This window comes from Streptomyces sp. NPDC045695 (genome assembly GCF_056432025.1).
Window position 1 is genome coordinate 184,133 of sequence record NZ_JBWKJU010000009.1, and the last position, 15,826, is coordinate 199,958.

The 15,826-nt window shown below is 73.2% G+C and carries 17 protein-coding genes; 8 read left to right on the forward strand and 9 right to left on the reverse strand.

Annotated features, from left to right (window positions below):
- Positions 1-51 precede the first annotated feature (51 nt).
- From AC07DU_RS18355 to AC07DU_RS18375, 5 genes are all read right to left on the reverse strand, one after another.
- Entirely contained in the window at positions 52-1,731 is a 1,680-nt protein-coding gene (locus tag AC07DU_RS18355; RefSeq protein ID WP_479112303.1) for a DEAD/DEAH box helicase, read from the reverse strand.
- 101 nt (positions 1,732-1,832) lie between these two features.
- Positions 1,833-2,039, reverse strand: coding sequence for a cold-shock protein (locus AC07DU_RS18360; RefSeq protein WP_030707191.1), 207 nt, complete (start codon positions 2,037-2,039; stop codon positions 1,833-1,835).
- A gap of 353 nt (positions 2,040-2,392) precedes the next feature.
- Positions 2,393-3,550 (reverse strand): acetyl-CoA C-acetyltransferase, encoded by a 1,158-nt coding sequence (locus AC07DU_RS18365; RefSeq protein ID WP_360890501.1) that lies wholly within the window; start codon positions 3,548-3,550, stop codon positions 2,393-2,395.
- Positions 3,551-3,577: 27 nt separating this feature from the next.
- Positions 3,578-4,204 (reverse strand): TetR/AcrR family transcriptional regulator, encoded by a 627-nt coding sequence (locus tag AC07DU_RS18370; RefSeq protein ID WP_360890504.1) that lies wholly within the window; start codon positions 4,202-4,204, stop codon positions 3,578-3,580.
- A gap of 26 nt (positions 4,205-4,230) precedes the next feature.
- Positions 4,231-5,016, reverse strand: coding sequence for an SDR family oxidoreductase (locus AC07DU_RS18375; RefSeq protein ID WP_453372346.1), 786 nt, complete (start codon positions 5,014-5,016; stop codon positions 4,231-4,233).
- Positions 5,017-5,126: 110 nt separating this feature from the next.
- On the opposite strand from AC07DU_RS18375, the gene AC07DU_RS18380 reads away from it, so the two are divergent.
- Positions 5,127-6,272 carry an acyl-CoA dehydrogenase family protein gene (locus tag AC07DU_RS18380; protein ID WP_360890508.1) on the forward strand — a complete coding sequence of 382 codons (1,146 nt, stop codon included), beginning with the start codon at positions 5,127-5,129 and terminating at the stop codon, positions 6,270-6,272.
- Positions 6,272-7,288 (forward strand): acyl-CoA dehydrogenase family protein, encoded by a 1,017-nt coding sequence (locus AC07DU_RS18385; RefSeq protein ID WP_479112306.1) that lies wholly within the window; start codon positions 6,272-6,274, stop codon positions 7,286-7,288. Before AC07DU_RS18380 ends, AC07DU_RS18385 begins: the two co-directional genes overlap by 1 nt.
- On the opposite strand, the gene AC07DU_RS18390 is transcribed toward AC07DU_RS18385, so the two are convergent.
- Positions 7,269-8,000, reverse strand: a complete 732-nt coding sequence (locus AC07DU_RS18390; protein WP_479112308.1) for a class I SAM-dependent methyltransferase — start codon at positions 7,998-8,000, stop codon at positions 7,269-7,271. The genes AC07DU_RS18385 and AC07DU_RS18390 overlap by 20 nt on opposite strands.
- 169 nt (positions 8,001-8,169) lie before the next feature.
- Here AC07DU_RS18390 and AC07DU_RS18395 point away from each other — a divergent pair, with 169 nt between their 5' ends.
- Together AC07DU_RS18395 and AC07DU_RS18400 are read left to right on the forward strand one after the other, a co-directional pair.
- The gene (locus tag AC07DU_RS18395) at positions 8,170-8,898 is read left to right on the forward strand and encodes a VWA domain-containing protein (RefSeq protein ID WP_360890516.1); all 729 of its coding nucleotides are present in this window, start codon (positions 8,170-8,172) and stop codon (positions 8,896-8,898) included.
- A gap of 36 nt (positions 8,899-8,934) precedes the next feature.
- Entirely contained in the window at positions 8,935-9,507 is a 573-nt protein-coding gene (locus AC07DU_RS18400; protein WP_479112310.1) for a pyridoxamine 5'-phosphate oxidase family protein, read from the forward strand.
- On the opposite strand, the gene AC07DU_RS18405 is transcribed toward AC07DU_RS18400, so the two are convergent.
- Together AC07DU_RS18405 and AC07DU_RS18410 are read right to left on the reverse strand one after the other, a co-directional pair.
- Positions 9,500-10,807, reverse strand: a complete 1,308-nt coding sequence (locus AC07DU_RS18405) for a DUF1906 domain-containing protein (RefSeq protein WP_479112312.1) — start codon at positions 10,805-10,807, stop codon at positions 9,500-9,502. The genes AC07DU_RS18400 and AC07DU_RS18405 overlap by 8 nt on opposite strands.
- Positions 10,808-10,905: 98 nt before the next feature.
- Complete coding sequence (locus AC07DU_RS18410) at positions 10,906-12,123, reverse strand: MFS transporter (protein WP_479112404.1); 1,218 nt, start codon at positions 12,121-12,123, stop codon at positions 10,906-10,908.
- Positions 12,124-12,247: 124 nt separating this feature from the next.
- Here AC07DU_RS18410 and AC07DU_RS18415 point away from each other — a divergent pair, with 124 nt between their 5' ends.
- Both AC07DU_RS18415 and AC07DU_RS18420 read left to right on the forward strand, forming a co-directional pair.
- Positions 12,248-13,228: an ArsR/SmtB family transcription factor gene (locus AC07DU_RS18415; RefSeq protein ID WP_479112314.1), complete on the forward strand. Its 981-nt coding sequence runs from the start codon at positions 12,248-12,250 to the stop codon at positions 13,226-13,228.
- A 102-nt stretch (positions 13,229-13,330) separates the two neighbouring features.
- A complete protein-coding gene (locus AC07DU_RS18420) occupies positions 13,331-13,765 on the forward strand; it encodes a hypothetical protein (RefSeq protein ID WP_360890528.1) in 435 nt (144 codons plus the stop codon).
- 82 nt (positions 13,766-13,847) lie between these two features.
- Here AC07DU_RS18420 and AC07DU_RS18425 read toward each other — a convergent pair whose 3' ends face one another.
- Positions 13,848-14,237, reverse strand: coding sequence for an ATP-binding protein (locus AC07DU_RS18425; protein ID WP_479112317.1), 390 nt, complete (start codon positions 14,235-14,237; stop codon positions 13,848-13,850).
- A 149-nt stretch (positions 14,238-14,386) separates the two neighbouring features.
- Here AC07DU_RS18425 and AC07DU_RS18430 point away from each other — a divergent pair, with 149 nt between their 5' ends.
- Together AC07DU_RS18430 and AC07DU_RS18435 are read left to right on the forward strand one after the other, a co-directional pair.
- On the forward strand, positions 14,387-14,929 hold the full coding sequence (locus AC07DU_RS18430; protein ID WP_479112319.1) for a GntR family transcriptional regulator: 543 nt from the start codon (positions 14,387-14,389) through the stop codon (positions 14,927-14,929).
- The gene (locus AC07DU_RS18435; RefSeq protein WP_479112321.1) at positions 14,926-15,708 is read left to right on the forward strand and encodes a GntR family transcriptional regulator; all 783 of its coding nucleotides are present in this window, start codon (positions 14,926-14,928) and stop codon (positions 15,706-15,708) included. The genes AC07DU_RS18430 and AC07DU_RS18435 overlap by 4 nt, the downstream gene beginning before the upstream one ends.
- The last annotated feature ends 118 nt before the right edge of the window (positions 15,709-15,826 follow it).

Consider the following 15,826-nt stretch of genomic DNA (forward strand, 5'->3'; position numbering starts at 1 on the left):
GGGCGCGTGCGCGATGCACGGCCCGGCGTCGTCCTGCGTCCTCGGCTGCGGTCAGACCGCCCGGCGGCGGCCCTGGCCCGCGGAGCCGACCCGGCTGCGCGCGGAAGCCGCGGCCGCGCCACCGGAGGCGCCGCCCTGACCACGACGGGCCTGGCCCGAACCGGAGGCCGCGCCCGCGCCGCCCTGACCACGACGGGCCTGGCCGTTACCGGAGGCCGCCGGGGCCTGCCCGGAGCCGGCGCCACCCGAGCGACGGCCACGACCGCCGGCCGCCGTCGCGCCACCCGTTGCGGAGCCGGTGCGCGGCGCGCCCCCGCCCGAGCGGCGGCGGGCACCGGAGCCCGCGCCGGAGCCGCCGCGCGGCTTGGGCGGGGTCGGCTGCGGCACGTCCAGCACCACCGGGATGCCCGAGGGCTCCTTGGCGCCGGTCAGCCGGGTCAGCTCCTCGTCGGAGGACTTGATCTGCGCGGTGCGCGGGGAGATCCCCGCGTCCGACATCAGGCGGGTCATGTCCCGCCTCTGGTCGGGCAGGACCAGGGTGACCACGCTGCCGGACTCACCGGCGCGGGCGGTACGGCCGCCGCGGTGCAGGTAGTCCTTGTGGTCGGTGGGCGGGTCCACGTTCACGACGAGGTCGAGGTCGTCGATGTGGATGCCGCGCGCCGCGACGTTCGTGGCGACCAGCGCGGTGACCTCGCCCGTCTTGAACCAGTCGAGGGTGCGGTTGCGCTGCGGCTGGGAGCGGCCGCCGTGCAGGCCGGAGGCGCGTACGCCGTCGGCGAGGAGCTTCTTGACCATGCGGTCCACGGCACGCTTGGTGTCCACGAACATGATCACCCGGCCGTCGCGAGCGGCTATACGCGTCGCCACGGCCTTCTTGTCGGTCTCGTCCATGACGTACAGGACGTGGTGTTCCATCGTCGTGACCGCACCGGCCGACGGGTCGACGGAGTGGCCGACCGGGTCGGTCAGGAACATCTTGACGAGTTTGTCGATGTTCTTGTCCAGCGTCGCCGAGAACAGCATGCGCTGGCCGCCGGGCTCGACCTGCTTGAGCAGCGCGGTGACCTGCGGCATGAAGCCCATGTCGGTCATCTGGTCGGCCTCGTCGAGGACGGTGATCGACACCTGCGAGAGGTCCGCGTCACCGCGGTCGATGAGGTCCTTGAGACGGCCGGGGGTGGCGACGAGCACCTCGGAGCCGCGGCGCAGGGCGCCCGACTGCCGGTTGATCGACATGCCGCCGACGACGGTCGCGATGCGCAGGTTGACGGCCGTGGCGTACGGGGCCAGGGCGTCGGTCACCTGCTGCGCGAGCTCGCGGGTCGGTACGAGGACCAGCGCGAGCGGTGCCTTGGGCTGCGCGCGGCGGCCGGCGGTACGGGCCAGCAGCGCCAGGCCGAAGGCCAGGGTCTTGCCGGAGCCCGTGCGGCCGCGGCCGAGCAGGTCGCGGCCGGCCAGCGAGTTCGGCAGCGTCGCGGCCTGGATCGGGAACGGCTGGGTGACGCCCTGGGCGGCGAGGGTCTTCAGCAGCGCCTCGGGCATGCCCATGTCCTCGAACGCCTCGACCGGCGGCAGCGCCGGGGCGATCGGCTCGGGCATGGTGAATTCCTGGGGCCGGGCAACGGGGGCGGACTTCTGCCGTCCCGCGCCAGACTTCGGACGCCCCTGGGCCGCACCTCGACCCCGGGTGGGGCGGCGGCTGGGTCGTGCGGAGCTGGAGCTGGTCATGCGAGAAAGCCCTCCTGAAACCGGCAGGTAAAACAAAGGTCGAGACAGCAGACAAGCCGGGGCCCGCACCTCACGGTGCGGACCCCGGCAAGCTGAAATACTTAGTTGGCGGGGAGGATGTTCTCCGCCTGGGGGCCCTTCTGGCCCTGCGTCACGTCGAAGGACACGCGCTGGCCCTCCTGGAGCTCACGGAAGCCCTGGGTGGCGATGTTCGAGTAGTGGGCGAAGACGTCCGGGCCGCCACCGTCCTGCTCGATGAAGCCGAAGCCCTTTTCCGAGTTGAACCACTTCACGGTGCCAAGTGCCATTTTGAATCTCCTGAATAGGCGGCAAAGGGCCCCATCCGGAGATTCCGGCAAAACAATAAAAGCGCCTGCGGAGCATTCCCGTCAGGCGCACATAAAGTTCATGGGTACCACAACTGCAACGAGCTCTAAGCTAGCACACCTCGGCGGGTCGGGGTGGCCGCGAGGGTGTGACCTGCGCCCTTCGGCGTGTCGGCCGTGAGCCCGGAAGGCCCGTCCCGCTTGGGTCGAGAGCGGTTCGCACCCCCTGACTGCTCGGCGAAAAATTCATTCGGACAGGTGAGCCGGGGGGGCTCGTCCAGCCCCCGGCTCAGCCGCCCGAATGGCACCGAATGGCCCGGAAGTACGCCCAAGCGCTACAGCCGCTCGATGATCGTCACGTTGGCCTGCCCGCCGCCCTCGCACATGGTCTGGAGGCCGAAGCGGCCGCCCGTGCGCTCCAGCTCGTGCAGCAGGGTGGTCATCAGCTTCACGCCCGTCGCTCCCAGCGGGTGCCCCAGTGCGATCGCGCCACCGTTCACGTTGACCTTGTCCGGGTCGGCTCCGGTCTCCTTCAGCCAGGCCAGCACCACGGGCGCGAAGGCCTCGTTGATCTCCACCAGGTCGATGTCGGCCAGCGCCATGCCCGTCTTCTTCAGCGCGTGCGCAGTGGCCGGGATCGGCGCGGACAGCATGCGGATCGGGTCCTCGCCGCGGACCGAGAGGTGGTGGATGCGGGCGCGGGGCCGCAGGCCGTGTTCGCGGACGGCCCGCTCCGAGGCGATCAGCATCGCCGCCGCGCCGTCCGAGACCTGGGAGGAGACCGCCGCCGTGATGGTGCCGCCCTCGACGACCGGTTTCAGGCCCGCCATCTTCTCCAGCGAGGTGTCCCGGCGCGGGCCCTCGTCCACCGCGACGCCCCGGTACGCCACCGTCTCGCGCTCGAAGCGCCCCTCGTCGATCGCCCGCAGCGCCCGCCGGTGGGAGCGGAGCGCGAACTCCTCCATGTCCCGTCGCGAGATGCCCCACTTCTGCGCGATCAGCTGCGCGCCGTGGAACTGGTTGACGGGGGCGTCGCCGTACCGGGCGCGCCAGCCCTCCGAGCCCGCGTACGGGCCCTGGGTGAGGCCCAGGGGTTCGGCCGCCTGCCGCGACGCGAAGGCGATCGGGATCATCGACATGTTCTGGGTGCCGCCCGCGACCACGAGGTCCTGGGTGCCCGACAGGACGCCCTGCGCCGCGAAGTGCACCGCCTGCTGGGAGGAACCGCACTGGCGGTCGACCGTGACGCCCGGGACCTCCTGCGGCAGGCCCGCCGCCAGCCAGGCCGTCCGCGCGATGTCGCCCGCCTGCGGGCCGACCGTGTCGAGGCAGCCGAACACCACGTCGTCGACCGCGGCCGGGTCCACCCCGGACCGTTCGACCAGCGCTTTCAGGACGTGCGCTCCCAGGTCGGCGGGGTGGACGGCCGACAGACCGCCGCCCCGGCGCCCCACGGGGGTGCGTACCGCGTCGACTATGTAGGCCTCGGGCATCGGGGGCTCCTCTGGTGTGCTGATCGGTCAGGTGCGCAGGGCGATCCCGTCCAGCACCATCGACAGGTACTGGCGGGCGATCTCCTCGGGGCTGTGCTGTCCGCCCGGCCGGTACCAGGACGCCGCCACCCACACCGTGTCGCGCACGAAGCGGTAGGTGAGGCGGATGTCGAGGTCGGCGCGGAAGACCTTGGCCGCGACCCCGCGCTCCAGGGTGCCCAGCCAGGCCTTCTCGAACTTCACCTGCGAGTCGGACAGGTAGTGGAAGCGGGGCTGGGCGCTGAGGGTGCGGGATTCCTTCTGGTAGATGGCGACGGCGGCGCGGTGCCGGTCGATCTCCCGGAAGGACTCGGTGACCAGGGCCTCGATGGTCTCCCTGGGGCCGAGACCGGCCGCGAGGACGGTGTCGTAGCCCTCCCAGAGCTCGTTCAGGAAGGCGGAGAGGATCTCGTCGAGCATCGATTCCTTGGAATCGAAGTGGTAGTAGAGGCTGCCGGCGAGCATCCCGGCGGCGTCGGCGATCTTCCGGACGGTGGTGGCGTTGTAGCCCTGTGCGGCGAAGACCTCGGCGGCGGTGTCGAGGAGTTCGCGGCGCCGCTCGGGCGAGGCCGTCACCTGGGGCTTCTTCTTGGCTGTCGCCTTGTTCGTTGGCACGGGGCCATTCTCGGACACGGCACCCCCTAGGGATGCTGGCTGCTGACCGAGACGGTCTCGCCCGTCATGTACGAGGAGTAGCCGCTGGCCAGGAAGACGATGACGTTGGCGACCTCCCAGGGCTCGGCGTACCGGCCGAAGGCCTCGCGGGCGGTGAGCTCGGCGAGCAGTTCCTCGCTGGTGACCTTCACCAGGTGCGGGTGCATGGCCAGGCTCGGGGCGACCGCGTTGATCCGTACGCCGTACTCGGCCGCCTCCAGGGCCGCGCAGCGGGTCAGCGCCATCACGCCCGCCTTGGCGGCGGCGTAGTGGGCCTGGCCGGTCTGGGCGCGCCAGCCGACGACGGAGGCGTTGTTGACGACGACCCCGCCCGTGGTGCCGGCGGCCCGGAAGGACCGCAGGGCGGCGCGCGTGCAACGGAAGGTGCCGTTCAGGGTGACGTCGAGGACCTGGGACCACTGGGCGTCGGTCATGTCGACGAGGGCGGCGGTGCCGCCGAGACCGGCGTTGTTGACGACGACGTCCAGGCGGCCGTGGGTCTGCTCGGCGCGCGCGAAGAGCGCCCGGACCTGGTCCTCGTCGGTGACGTCGCAGGGCAGGGAGGTGACGCGGTCCGCCCCGAACTCGGCGGCGAGCGCCTCCTCGGTCTCCTTCAGCCGGCGGGCGTGGGCGTCGCTGATGAGGACGCGGGCGCCCTCCTCCAGGAAGCGGCGGGCGGTGGCGCCGCCGATCCCGGCTCCGGCGGCCGCGGTGACGACCGCGGTGCGGTCCTCCAGCAGGTGGTGGCCGGGGACGTACCGGGGCTCGTTCATGCGAACTCCTCGACGCTGCTCATGACCGTACGTTAACCTACCAAACACTTGTTAGGGAAGCGTCCGAGGTAGCACGAGGGCGTCCGAGGACGTTCAAGGAGGCGGGACCGATGGACCTCACCGAGACGGCGGAGGTGGCGGCGTTCCGGGCCGAGGCCCGGGCCTGGCTGGCCGACCACGTACCCGCCTCCCCCCTGCCCTCCCTGGAGACCGCGGAGGGTTTCGCCGCGCACCGGGAGTGGGAGGCGCGGCTGCACGCGGACCGCTGGTCGGTGGTGTCCTGGCCCGAGGAGTACGGCGGCCGGGGCGCGGACATCGTGCGGTGGCTGGTCTTCGAGGAGGAGTACTGGGCGGCGGGCGCGCCCGGCCGGGTCTCGCAGAACGGCATCAGCCTCCTCGCCCCGACCCTCTTCGACCACGCCACCGAACGGCAGCGGGCGCGGGTGCTGCCGTCGATGGCGAGCGGGGAGGTGATCTGGGCGCAGGCCTGGTCGGAGCCCGGGTCCGGCTCCGACCTGGCCTCGCTGACGTCGCGGGCGGTGCGCACGCGGGGCGGCTGGCTGCTGTCCGGGCAGAAGACCTGGTCCTCGCGGGCGGCCTTCGCGGACCGCGCCTTCGGCATCTTCCGCACCGACCCGGACGCCCCGCAACCGCACCGGGGACTGACGTACCTGATGTTCGACCTGCGGGCGCCGGGGGTGACGGTGCGGCCCATCGGCCGCCTCGACGGCAAGCCGGCCTTCGCGGAGCTCTTCCTGGACGAGGTCTTCGTACCGGACGAGGACGTGATCGGGGAGCCGGGACAGGGCTGGCGGATCGCGATGTCGACGACCGGCAACGAGCGGGGGCTGACGCTGCGCGCGCCCGGCCGTTTCCTCAGCGCGGCGGACCGGCTGGTGTCCTTGTGGCACGCGGCCGGCGACCCGTCCGACACCGCGCTGCGCGACCGGGTGGCGGACGCCGTGGTGGGGGCGCGCGCCTACGAGCTGTTCACGTGGGCCAACGCCTCGCGGTTCGCGGCCGGGGAGAGGATCGGCGCCGAATCCAGTCTGAACAAGGTGTTCTGGTCGGAGTACGACATCGCCCTGCACGAGACGGCGCTGGACCTGCTGGGCGCGGACGCGGAGCGCGCGGACGGCCCGTGGGCGGAGCCGTGGATCTTCTCCCTCGCGGGGCCGATCTACGCGGGGACGAACGAGATCCAGCGCGACATCATCGCCGAGCGGCTGCTCGGCCTCCCGAAGGGCCGCCGCTGATGCGCTTCCTGCCGACCCACGAGCAGTCGGACTTCGCCCGCACGCTGCGCTCCCTGCTGGGCGCGGCCGGGGTACCGGCGGCGGTACGGGCCTGGGCGGACGGGGAGCACGGTCCGGGGCGGGCGGTGTGGGCGCGCCTCGCGGACGCGGGCCTGTTCGCGCTGGCCGCACCGGAGGCGTACGACGGCGCGGGCCTGCTTCCGCTGGAGCTGTCCCTCGGCTTCGTGGAGCTGGGGCGGGCGGGGGTGCCGGGGCCGCTGGTGGAGAGCGCCGCCGTGTCCGTGCTGCTGTGCGAACTGGGGGACGAGGGGCTGGCGGAGCGGTTCCTGCCGGGGCTGGTCGCGGGCGGCTCCTCGGCCACGCTGACCCTGCCGGGCGGAAGCCCGTACGCCCTGGACGCCGACGCGGCCACGTACTGCTTCACGGTGTCGGCGGCGGGCGAGCTGCGGCTGGCGGGGGCCGCCGGCGCCGCCGGTCCGCCCCTGGACTCGACGGACCCGGCGCGGCGCCTGTCGGTCCCCGCGGCGGGCGGGGCCGAGCTGCTGGCGGCGGGGCCGGCGGTGGCCCGGGCCGCGGAGGCCGCCGGCCGCTGGGCCCGGCTGCTGACGGCGGCCCAGTGCCTGGGCGTGGGCGAGACGCTGCTGGCCCGCACGGTGGAGTACGCCAAGCAGCGCACGCAGTTCGGCTCGCCGATCGGAGCCTTCCAAGCGGTGAAGCACCGGCTGGCGGACGCCCTCCTGGGCCTCGAATTCGCCCGCCCGCTGGTGTGGGCGGCGGCGCTGTCGCTGAGCCCCGGCGACGTGGCGGCGGCGAAGCTGCGGGCCGGCGAGGCGGCGTACACCGCGGCGATGACGGCGCTGCAGGTGCACGGCGCGGTCGGCTACACGCAGGAGCTGGACCTGTCGCTGTGGCTGCTCAAGGCCCGCCCGCTGCGTGACGCCTGGGGCACCCCGTCGGCCTGCCGGGCGGAGGTCCTGCGCTCGCACGGGTTCCGCGTCACACGCGGGCGACGCTGAGGCTCACGACGTACTGCTCCTCGACCGTGCCGTCCGGGAAGAGCGGGCTCAGCCGCTCGCGCTCGGCCGCCGTGAACTCCCGCGTGCCGGCCTCGCCGAGGACGAGGAAGGCGGAGTGGCTGGATAGGTTGGCGAGGTGGTCGTCCAGTGTGATGCGCCGGGACCACCGCACGGCGCGCGTGGTGAACCCGTCGATCCCCTTCGGCAGGGTGCGGTGGTCGCTCGTCCCCTCGGGGGCCCCGAAGAAGACCCGCAGCCGCTCCTCCTGCGCCGCGATCCAGGGGACCGTGCGATCGGTGTCGTTCCACCAGACGGCGAGGGCGCCGCCGGGGCGCAGTACCCGCCGGGCCTCGGGTACGGCGCGCTCGGGGTCGGTCCAGTGCCAGGCCTGGGCGTAGGTGAGGAGGTCGAACGCGCCGGTCGCCAGCGGCAGCCGGTCCCCGTCCCCGCGTACGAGCGGGATCGCGGGGTGCGCCCGCCGGAACTCGGCGGCCATCCCGTCGCCGGGCTCCACGGCGAGCACCTCGGCCCCGCGTTCGTGCAGCGGCGCGGTGGCGATCCCGGTCCCCGCTCCTACGTCGGCCACGCGCGCCCCGGCGAGCGGCCGCCCGGCCAGCTCCTCGACGGCGTCGAAGAGGGCCGGCGGGTAGCCGGGCCGGGCGGCGGCGTAGAGCGCGGCGGCGGCGTCGAAGGAGCGGGCGCGTGTCGTCATGTGCCCATTGTTTTCGATCACTTCGGCGGACGCCAACAGCCTGGGCGCGCAGGGGCGTCCCGGGTCCGGGGCTCAGGTCCGGGGGCGGCGCAGGGAGAACACGAACTGCGCACCGGCGCCGTGCGGTACGGCCGCGCCGACGACGAAGAGGCTGACGTACCCTCGCCCCATGACGGGCAGTGCGATGAACCTGCGCAAGGTCGAGGAAACGGCTCCGGCGCTCGTGAGCCTCTACAAGAGCGCCGGGATCTCCCTGCGCAAGCACGGCATGGAGGGCGGGCGCGCGGCCGTCTACCTGGTCCTGGACTACTCCGGATCGATGCGCCCGTACTACGCGGACGGCAGCGTGCAGGCCCTCGCGGACCGGGTGCTGGGGCTGTCGGCGCACCTGACCGACGACGCCCGCGTACCGGTGGTCTTCTTCTCCACCGAGGTCGACGCGGTGGAGGAGATCTCCCTCGCCGGGCACGAGGGCCGGGTCGCCGAGATCGCCTCCCGGCTCGGCCACATGGGCAAGACGGCCTACCACGCGGCGATGGACGCGGTCATCGACCACTACCTGGACTCGGGCTCGACGCGGCCGGCCCTCGTCGTCTTCCAGACCGACGGCGGGCCGATCAACAAGCTCGCGGCCGAGAGGTACCTGTGCAAGGCGGCCCGGCTGCCGCTCTTCTGGCAGTTCGTCGGCTTCGGCAACACGCGCAGCACGCAGTTCGACTTCCTGCGCCGGCTGGACGAACTGCCCGTGCCCGCGCAGCGGGAGGTGGACAACGCCGGCTACTTCCACGCGGGCCCCGATCCGCGCTCCGTCCCGGACGCGGTGCTGTACGACCGCCTGGTCGGGGAGTTCCCGGCCTGGCTGGCGGCGGCGCGCGGCGCGGGCATCGTGCGCGCCTGAGCGGCGGCTGTCGGTGCCCCACGCTTTGATGGACGCATGACGACGAACAACTGGGCAGTTTTCGAGAAGGCGGAACCGGACTTCGCGGCGGCCGTCCGGGCCCGCTTCGCGCAGTACCCGCACCATGTCCTGGCCACCGTCCGCAAGGACGGCTCTCCCCGCGTGGCCGGGCTGAATGTCGACTTCCGTGGCGGGGAGCTGTGGCTCGGGATGATGGCCGGCTCGATGAAGGCCAAGGACCTGCAGCGCGACCCGCGCTTCGCCCTGCACACCAATCCGGGCTCGGGCGAGGAGATGCCGGACGGGGACGTACGGATCTCCGGGCGCGCGCTGGAGCTCGTGGACCCGCCGGAGCTGCACCGGTACGCGGAGGAGACGCAGACCCCGCACCCCTTCCACCTCTTCCACGCCGACCTGACGGAGGTCGTGCACATCGGCGTGGAGGGCGATGACCTGGTGGTGCGGTCGTGGACCCCGGCGCGCGGCCTGCGCACCGTCCGCCGGGGCAACGACGACGAGCCGCCGCGCGAGGACCCGGAGCCGAGCGTGCCGAGCGCACCGGGCACGCCGGGTCCGTCGAGCGAGCCCGGTACGCCGGGCTCTAGCTGAGCGGGAGGATCCCGCCGACCGGGCCGAGGGCGGCGGGATCCACCTCCACCCAGTTGCGGTCGATGTTGATGGTGACCCCGCCGTAGGTGGCGTCGTGGTCACCGCGGAACTGGTGGGCCCTGCGCGGTCCGGCCCACTGGGCGGTGCCCTCGGGCAGGCCCATGTCGGCGTCGCTGACCGAGGCCGAGAGGTTCCAGCGGGCGACCCACAGCACGTCCGGCATCGCTTCGGGGGCCTGGTGGTAGTGGGCGCTCAGTGCCTTGGCCCCGGAGCTCGCCGAGACGTAGGCGGCGGAGCGGTAGCCCAGCTCGTGCAGCCGCTGGGTCCAGCCCGTCAGGTAGGCGACGACCGGGGCGTCCCAGAGGGCGCGGTCGGTGTAGTTCTCCAGGTCGTTGTAGAGGACCGTGCCCTCGGCCAGGCCCAGTGACCGGGCCGCGTCCACCGCGCCGTCCGCGGCGGACCGGCCCTGCCCGTCGGCCTCGGAGGGGTCGGTGGACAGGCCGCTGCTGGAGTTGCTCCAGGGCTGCCGGCCCACCCAGATCGGCATCAGGTGCCAGCCCGCCGCGGTCTGCCGCTCCACCCAGCCCGCGGTGAGCTGCGGCTGGGCGCAGGCCCGGGCCCGGCCGCCGATGTAGACGCCGATCGCGCCGAAGGGGGAATCGGCCCGCCAGCTGTCCATGGCCTTCTGGGTCGGGGCGGTGCAGGCGTCGAAGCCCTCGCCGGTGAAGGGTTCCTGGGCGTTGCGGGGCTTCGGCGCGGCCGGGGCCAGCGCCGGCTCGGCGACCGTCGGGGCCGGGGCGGGGGGCGGGGCGGGCAGCGCGCGGGCCGCCTCGGCGAGCAGCTCTCGTACGAGGTCGGGCGTGGCCCCGTAGGAGACGGTGGCCATGACTCCGGCGCGGCGCAGCTCGTAGCGCAGCTCGTTGCTGTCGGCGGGGGCCTCGTCCACGGGCGGTACGGCGGCGCCCCGTACGTCGATCGTCGGGATGTCGGCGCGCGGCGGGGCCCCGTCGAGCGGTTCCAGGTGCAGGGTGTCGGCGCGGTCGGCGACGGCCCGGCCGGTGCAGGCGCTCTGGGTGCCGGCGTGCCCGAGGTAGAGGGTGGGCAGGTCCAGGCGCAGGCAGGCGGTGGGGTCGCGGTCGAGGTCGACGACGCGCCAGCCGTCGGGGAGGGTGAGGCGCAGCCCGTGGTAGTCGATGATCCGCGCGTCGGCCGCCGCGGGCGCGGCGAGCGGCACGGGGAAGAGGAGGGCGGCGCCGAGGAGTCCGCTCAGCAGCATTCGGGTGGGGGTGGTGGGGGCCATGAGGCAGATGGTTACCAGACGGCCGGGGCGCTCAACTGCGCCGTAGGGCCCAGCAGATGCGTGCGTCACCCGCACGAGTGAGGCGGGGCCCGGGCCCGTCAGGACGGGCGGGCGATGCGGCCCCGGGGGCCGGTGACGGCACGGGCCAGGGCCGCCGCCGCGAGCAGCGCGATCAGGGCGCAGACCGCCGGCCAGCCGAACGCGGCGTGGGCGCGGACGCCGAGCCAGGAGCCGGCGGTGCCGCCCAGGTACGCGCAGGTCATGTAGGCGGTGTTGAGCCGGCTGCGGGCGTCGGGGCGCAGGGCGTACACCCGTGCCTGGTTGGCGACCATGCCGCACTGCATGGCGACGTCCAGCAGCAGGGTGCCCGCGGTCAGCGCGGCCAGGCCGGCGACGCCGCCCAGGGCGCCGGCCGTGAGGACCGCGGCGGAGGCGAGGACGCCCAGCAGGGAGACCAGGTTCACCGGGTCGGGGCCGTGGCGGTCCACCAGGCGACCGGCGACCGGGGTGCACAGCATGGTGACGGCGCCGACCAGCGCGAGCAGGCCGACGGCCTCGGCTCCCAGGCGGTAGGCCGGGCCGGTCAGCAGCAGGGCCAGGCTGGTCCAGGCGGCGGAGAACCCCCCGAAGACCGCGGCCTGGTAGAGGCAGGAGCGGCGCAGGTCCGGCTCGGCGCGCAGGAGGCGGAGCGGGGCGGTCAGGAACGCGGCGTACGACCGTAGGGAGGCGGAGGCGGAGCCTGACGGTCTCGTGTCGGGGGTGGTGTAGGGGGTGGTGTCCGGCACCGCGTGGGCGATCACGGCCGCCAGGATCAGCGCCACGGCCGCGGCCACCAGGTACGGAGCCCGCCAGCCCAGCCACTCGCCGAGCGTCCCCCCGAACGTACGGGCCAGCAGCATGCCCCCGGTCGATCCGCTCATCAGCGTGCCGATCACCGCCCCCCGGTGGCCGGGCGCCACCAGACCTGCGGCCAGCGGTCCGATGATCTGCGCGGCCACCGTGGTCAGCCCGATCAGGGCGCTCGCGGCGACCAGCGGCGTCAGCGCCGGGGCGCAACCCGCGCCGAGCAGGGCCAGGCCGGTCAGGCAGAGCAGTACGGCCAGCAGCGGGCGGTGCCGCAGCCGGTCGCCGAGCGGCACCAGCAGGACCATCCCGGCGGTGTATCCCAGCTGGATGGCCGTCACCACCAGGGAGGCCCCGTCGGCCGGGACGTCCAGGCCCGAGGCGATCAGCGGCGCGATGGCCTGCGGGAAGTAGAGGTTCCCCACGGCCACACCGGAGATCACGGCGAGGAGCAGCACCAGCCGGCGGCTCAGCCCGCCGCCCCAGGGGGCCGCGGCCCGAGGGGCCGCGCGGGAAGGGAGGGCGGGGGTGGAGTTGGTCATGGGAGGAGTCCACGGCACGGGCGGTGCGCTGCCAATGGAGGTAGCGTACGGCTTAATGATCAGCTTCGAGCTCGGCGTCGAAGACCTCGCCGACACCCGTTTCGCGCTGTCACCCCTGGGCGAAACCGTGCTGAGCCTGCGGGTGTTGCACGATCCGGGCCTCTCCGCCGTCCACCTTCCCTGGCGCAGGGCCGTCCTCGGGGCGCTCGGCGGGCTGGACACCGGCCTGCTGATGTCCCTGGTGGCGGTGCGGCTCACCCTGCCCGACTTCCTGACGCCCCGGCCCACGGCCTTCGCCCCGTCCTTCGCGGACGAACTCGCCACCGTCCGCCGGACCCCGCCCGCACTGGTCCGCCGGGATCTGCTGGCCACGCACGCGCCGGGCCGGCTGCCCGCGCCCCTGCGCGCCGCCGCCACGGGTGACGACACGGCCGTCGCCGGCCTGCGCGACACCATCTGCACGCTCCTGCAACGCTATTGGGAGATCGCCGTCGAGCCGCTGTGGCCGCAGCTGAGACTGGTGGCGGAGGCGGACATGACCTACCGCGCCCGGCGGCTGGCCATGGGCGGCGCCCGGCTGCTCTTCGCCGACATGCACCCGATCCTGCGCTGGCACGACGGGGTCCTGCACATCGACAAGATGCTCGCCACGCACCGGGTCAGGGCCGCCGGCCGGGGGCTCCTCCTGATCCCGTGCGCCTTCGCCCACAAGCCCGCGCCCCCGGCCGGCCCGGAGGAACCGCCCTCGCTGATGTACCCGAGCCGCGGGGCGGCGACGCTCTGGGCGGCCGACCCCGCGCCCGCCCGCTCCGACGCCCTCGTACCGCTCCTCGGCGCTCCGAGGGCGCGGCTGCTCGCCCTGCTGGCGGAGCCGCTGGCCACCGTCGAACTGGCCCGCCGCCTACGGGTCACCCCCAGTGCCGTGTCCCAGCACCTGCGCGTGCTGTACGCGGCCGGCCTGGTCACCCGCGCCCGCCAGGGCCGCCAGGTCCTCTACCGGCGCAGCCCGCTCGGGGACGACCTCACAGGGGCCTGACCCCGACCGCGTACGGGCTACGCCTGGTCCGAACTCCGTTGTCAGTGCCCCCGATTAACGTGGCCGGTGTCGGATACGACCGAAGACACCACGGGGGTTCACATGAAGAAGCAGACGCGCGGGCGCGGCAGGGCCGCCGCGATCACCACACTGGCCGCGGCCCTCACGCTGACGCTCGCAGCAGGCACGGCCCAGGCCTCGGCGGAGGGGGAGATCATCGGCTACCCGGGGCCCGACGGCCTCATCTGGATCCCCGAGCAGACCGGCTCCAGCGGCTTCGTCTCGGGCGGGCTCTCCTCCCGGCTGGACACGTTCATCACCTTCGGCTGCGCGGACGGCGGCAGCATCGAGGTCGCCTTCCACCTCGACGGCCACCCGGACCGCGACCCGGCCCCCTTCACGGTCACCTGCCCGGACACCAGCCCGACCCTCGTCACGCTCCCCCTCGGCACCGGCCTCCAGGGCGGCTTCGGAGCCACGGTGACGACCTCGTCCCCGTCCATACGCTGGGGCGCCACGGTCGTCCAGCCCGAGTAACCCGGCCACGCCCGGCGCACGCCACAGCGCCCGTCATCCCTGGTCGGGGACATGACGGGCGCTGTGGCTCCATGCACTCCCCTCACTCCTGCGCCAGCTTGAAGCCGACCCAGGCCGTTTTGCCCACCGTCTCGTCACGGATCTCGAACTCGTCCGCGAGCGCCGTCACCAGCCACAGCCCCCGGCCGCCCTGGGCGTCGACCTCAGGTTGCCGCACGACCGGAATGCCAGGGCCGCTGTCGCGCACCTCGATCCGCAGAAGGACCCCATCCCGCACCAGCTGTACGGAAAACTCACGCCCCTGCGGCACGCCGTGCAGAACGGCGTTCGCGGCGAGCTCCGAGGCGCAGAGCCGTATGTCGTCCCGCCTCTCCGTCACGTCCCACTCAGCGAGCGTGTCGCCTACGAACTGACGAGCCGCGCGCACCGAAGTGCGGGCTCCAGGGAAACGCTGCCGCCGAAACAAGGGCATAGACCCCACCGCCTTAACGCTGAGCCTCCAAGACCTCACAGAACGTATCGCTATTCGCGAAAAGCGGCAAGGTTTGGAAGGGTGGGTTCTCGCGGCGCCGTCGCTTAACGTGGAGCACGGCAGGGGGAATCGGATACGCAGGAGGCATCGTGAGCAGCAGCGGCTGGACCAGTACGTCGATGCCGTATCTGACTCCACGCAATGCCGGGGACACGGACGCGTGGACCGAAGAGGCCAAGGAAGCCGGTCGACGCGGAAGCCAGCGCATCATCCACGCGGGGGAAGCCGAGGTCCCCGCCGACGTCGCCCTGGCCCTCGGCCTGACGGCAGAGGCTACGGTCGTCGTCCGCCGCAGGATCATCGAACTTGACGGCGAGCCGACTGAGTTGACGGACACCTACTATCCGGCAGCCATCGCGGCAGGCACTCCGCTGGCCGGCACCGGGAAGATCCGCGGTGGCGCCGTCACCCTGCTGGCCACGCTCGGACATGTCGCCGTACGGGTCGTCGAGAACGTGACGGCAAGGATGCCCAGCGCCGAGGAGCGCGAGCATCTCCACCTTGGGGCGGGGGAACCGGTCCTCCAACTCACCCGCACCACCTATGACTCGGCGGACGGACCGATCCAGGCGGACGTGATGGTCATGCCCGCCAGCCGCCAGCAGTTGAGGTACGAGATCAGGATCGGATGACCTTGCCCAGCCACAAAGCCGAGGGAGTCGACCCCCGCCCGCTCCACGCCCGCATCGCCGCCGATCTCCGCGACGAGATCATGAGCGGCGACCTTGCGGCAGGTGCCAAACTCCCCTCGACCGCACAGTTGAAGAGCCGCTTCGACGCGTCCAACGCCACGATCCAGAAGGCCGTTCAGCTCCTGAAGGACGAGGGGCTGGCCGTCGGACGCGCGGGCGCGGCGGTGACAGTACGGGAGGCACGGCAGAGGACTGTCCGGTCGGCGGCTTCTCTCGCACCTGCGGCGGACGGGGCAGCGTACCCCTGGCTCTCCAAGGTTTCGGAGCAGCAGTCATCTGCGCACAGCACGCTGCTGTCGGTCGAGGAAGTCGGCGTATTCGGCGACCTGGCCACCGCGCTGGGCTGCCCGGAGGGCAGTCCGGCCGTGTGTCGCCGCCAGCTGATCACCGTCAATGACGAACCCGCGGAGTTGGTGAGCTCGTACTACCCGCCGGAGATCGCGCGCGGCACCGTGCTGGAAGCGCCGCGTCGAATCCGGGGCGGGACCCCGACCCTGCTGGCAGAACTCGGCTTCCCACCCCGCCACAGCGTGGACCGGATCTCCGCCCGGGTCGCGACGCAAGAGCAGTACGCCGCCCTGCGGCTGCCCGGAGAGCTGCCCGTGTTGCGGACGCTCCGCACCGTGTACAGCGACGGTGACCGGCCCGTCGAAGTCACCGTGATGGTGAAAGCCGGGCACCTCTACGAGCTCCAGTACGAGTTCGCGCCCGAAGCCTGACGGAAAACGCCACAGCGCCCGTCATCCCTGGTCGGGGACATGACGGGCGCTGTGTCGGAGTTCCGCACGCCGTTGTACGGACCGCATGAGGGGTCCCGCCCGCGGGGGGCGGGGGTAC

Bases quoted from the DNA above. Each gene is read 5' to 3' on its own strand.
- AC07DU_RS18360 (WP_030707191.1), bottom strand. From the start codon at position 2,039: ATGGCACTTGGCACCGTGAAGTGGTTCAACTCGGAAAAGGGCTTCGGC.
- AC07DU_RS18415 (WP_479112314.1), top strand. From the start codon at position 12,248: ATGATCAGCTTCGAGCTCGGCGTCGAAGACCTCGCCGACACCCGTTTC.
- AC07DU_RS18390 (WP_479112308.1), bottom strand. From the start codon at position 8,000: ATGACGACACGCGCCCGCTCCTTCGACGCCGCCGCCGCGCTCTACGCC.
- AC07DU_RS18385 (WP_479112306.1), top strand. From the start codon at position 6,272: ATGCGCTTCCTGCCGACCCACGAGCAGTCGGACTTCGCCCGCACGCTG.
- AC07DU_RS18435 (WP_479112321.1), top strand. From the start codon at position 14,926: ATGACCTTGCCCAGCCACAAAGCCGAGGGAGTCGACCCCCGCCCGCTC.
- AC07DU_RS18355 (WP_479112303.1), bottom strand. From the start codon at position 1,731: ATGACCAGCTCCAGCTCCGCACGACCCAGCCGCCGCCCCACCCGGGGT.
- AC07DU_RS18420 (WP_360890528.1), top strand. From the start codon at position 13,331: ATGAAGAAGCAGACGCGCGGGCGCGGCAGGGCCGCCGCGATCACCACA.
- AC07DU_RS18425 (WP_479112317.1), bottom strand. From the start codon at position 14,237: ATGCCCTTGTTTCGGCGGCAGCGTTTCCCTGGAGCCCGCACTTCGGTG.
- AC07DU_RS18395 (WP_360890516.1), top strand. From the start codon at position 8,170: ATGACGGGCAGTGCGATGAACCTGCGCAAGGTCGAGGAAACGGCTCCG.
- AC07DU_RS18365 (WP_360890501.1), bottom strand. From the start codon at position 3,550: ATGCCCGAGGCCTACATAGTCGACGCGGTACGCACCCCCGTGGGGCGC.
- AC07DU_RS18375 (WP_453372346.1), bottom strand. From the start codon at position 5,016: ATGAACGAGCCCCGGTACGTCCCCGGCCACCACCTGCTGGAGGACCGC.
- AC07DU_RS18405 (WP_479112312.1), bottom strand. From the start codon at position 10,807: ATGGCCCCCACCACCCCCACCCGAATGCTGCTGAGCGGACTCCTCGGC.
- AC07DU_RS18380 (WP_360890508.1), top strand. From the start codon at position 5,127: ATGGACCTCACCGAGACGGCGGAGGTGGCGGCGTTCCGGGCCGAGGCC.
- AC07DU_RS18400 (WP_479112310.1), top strand. From the start codon at position 8,935: ATGACGACGAACAACTGGGCAGTTTTCGAGAAGGCGGAACCGGACTTC.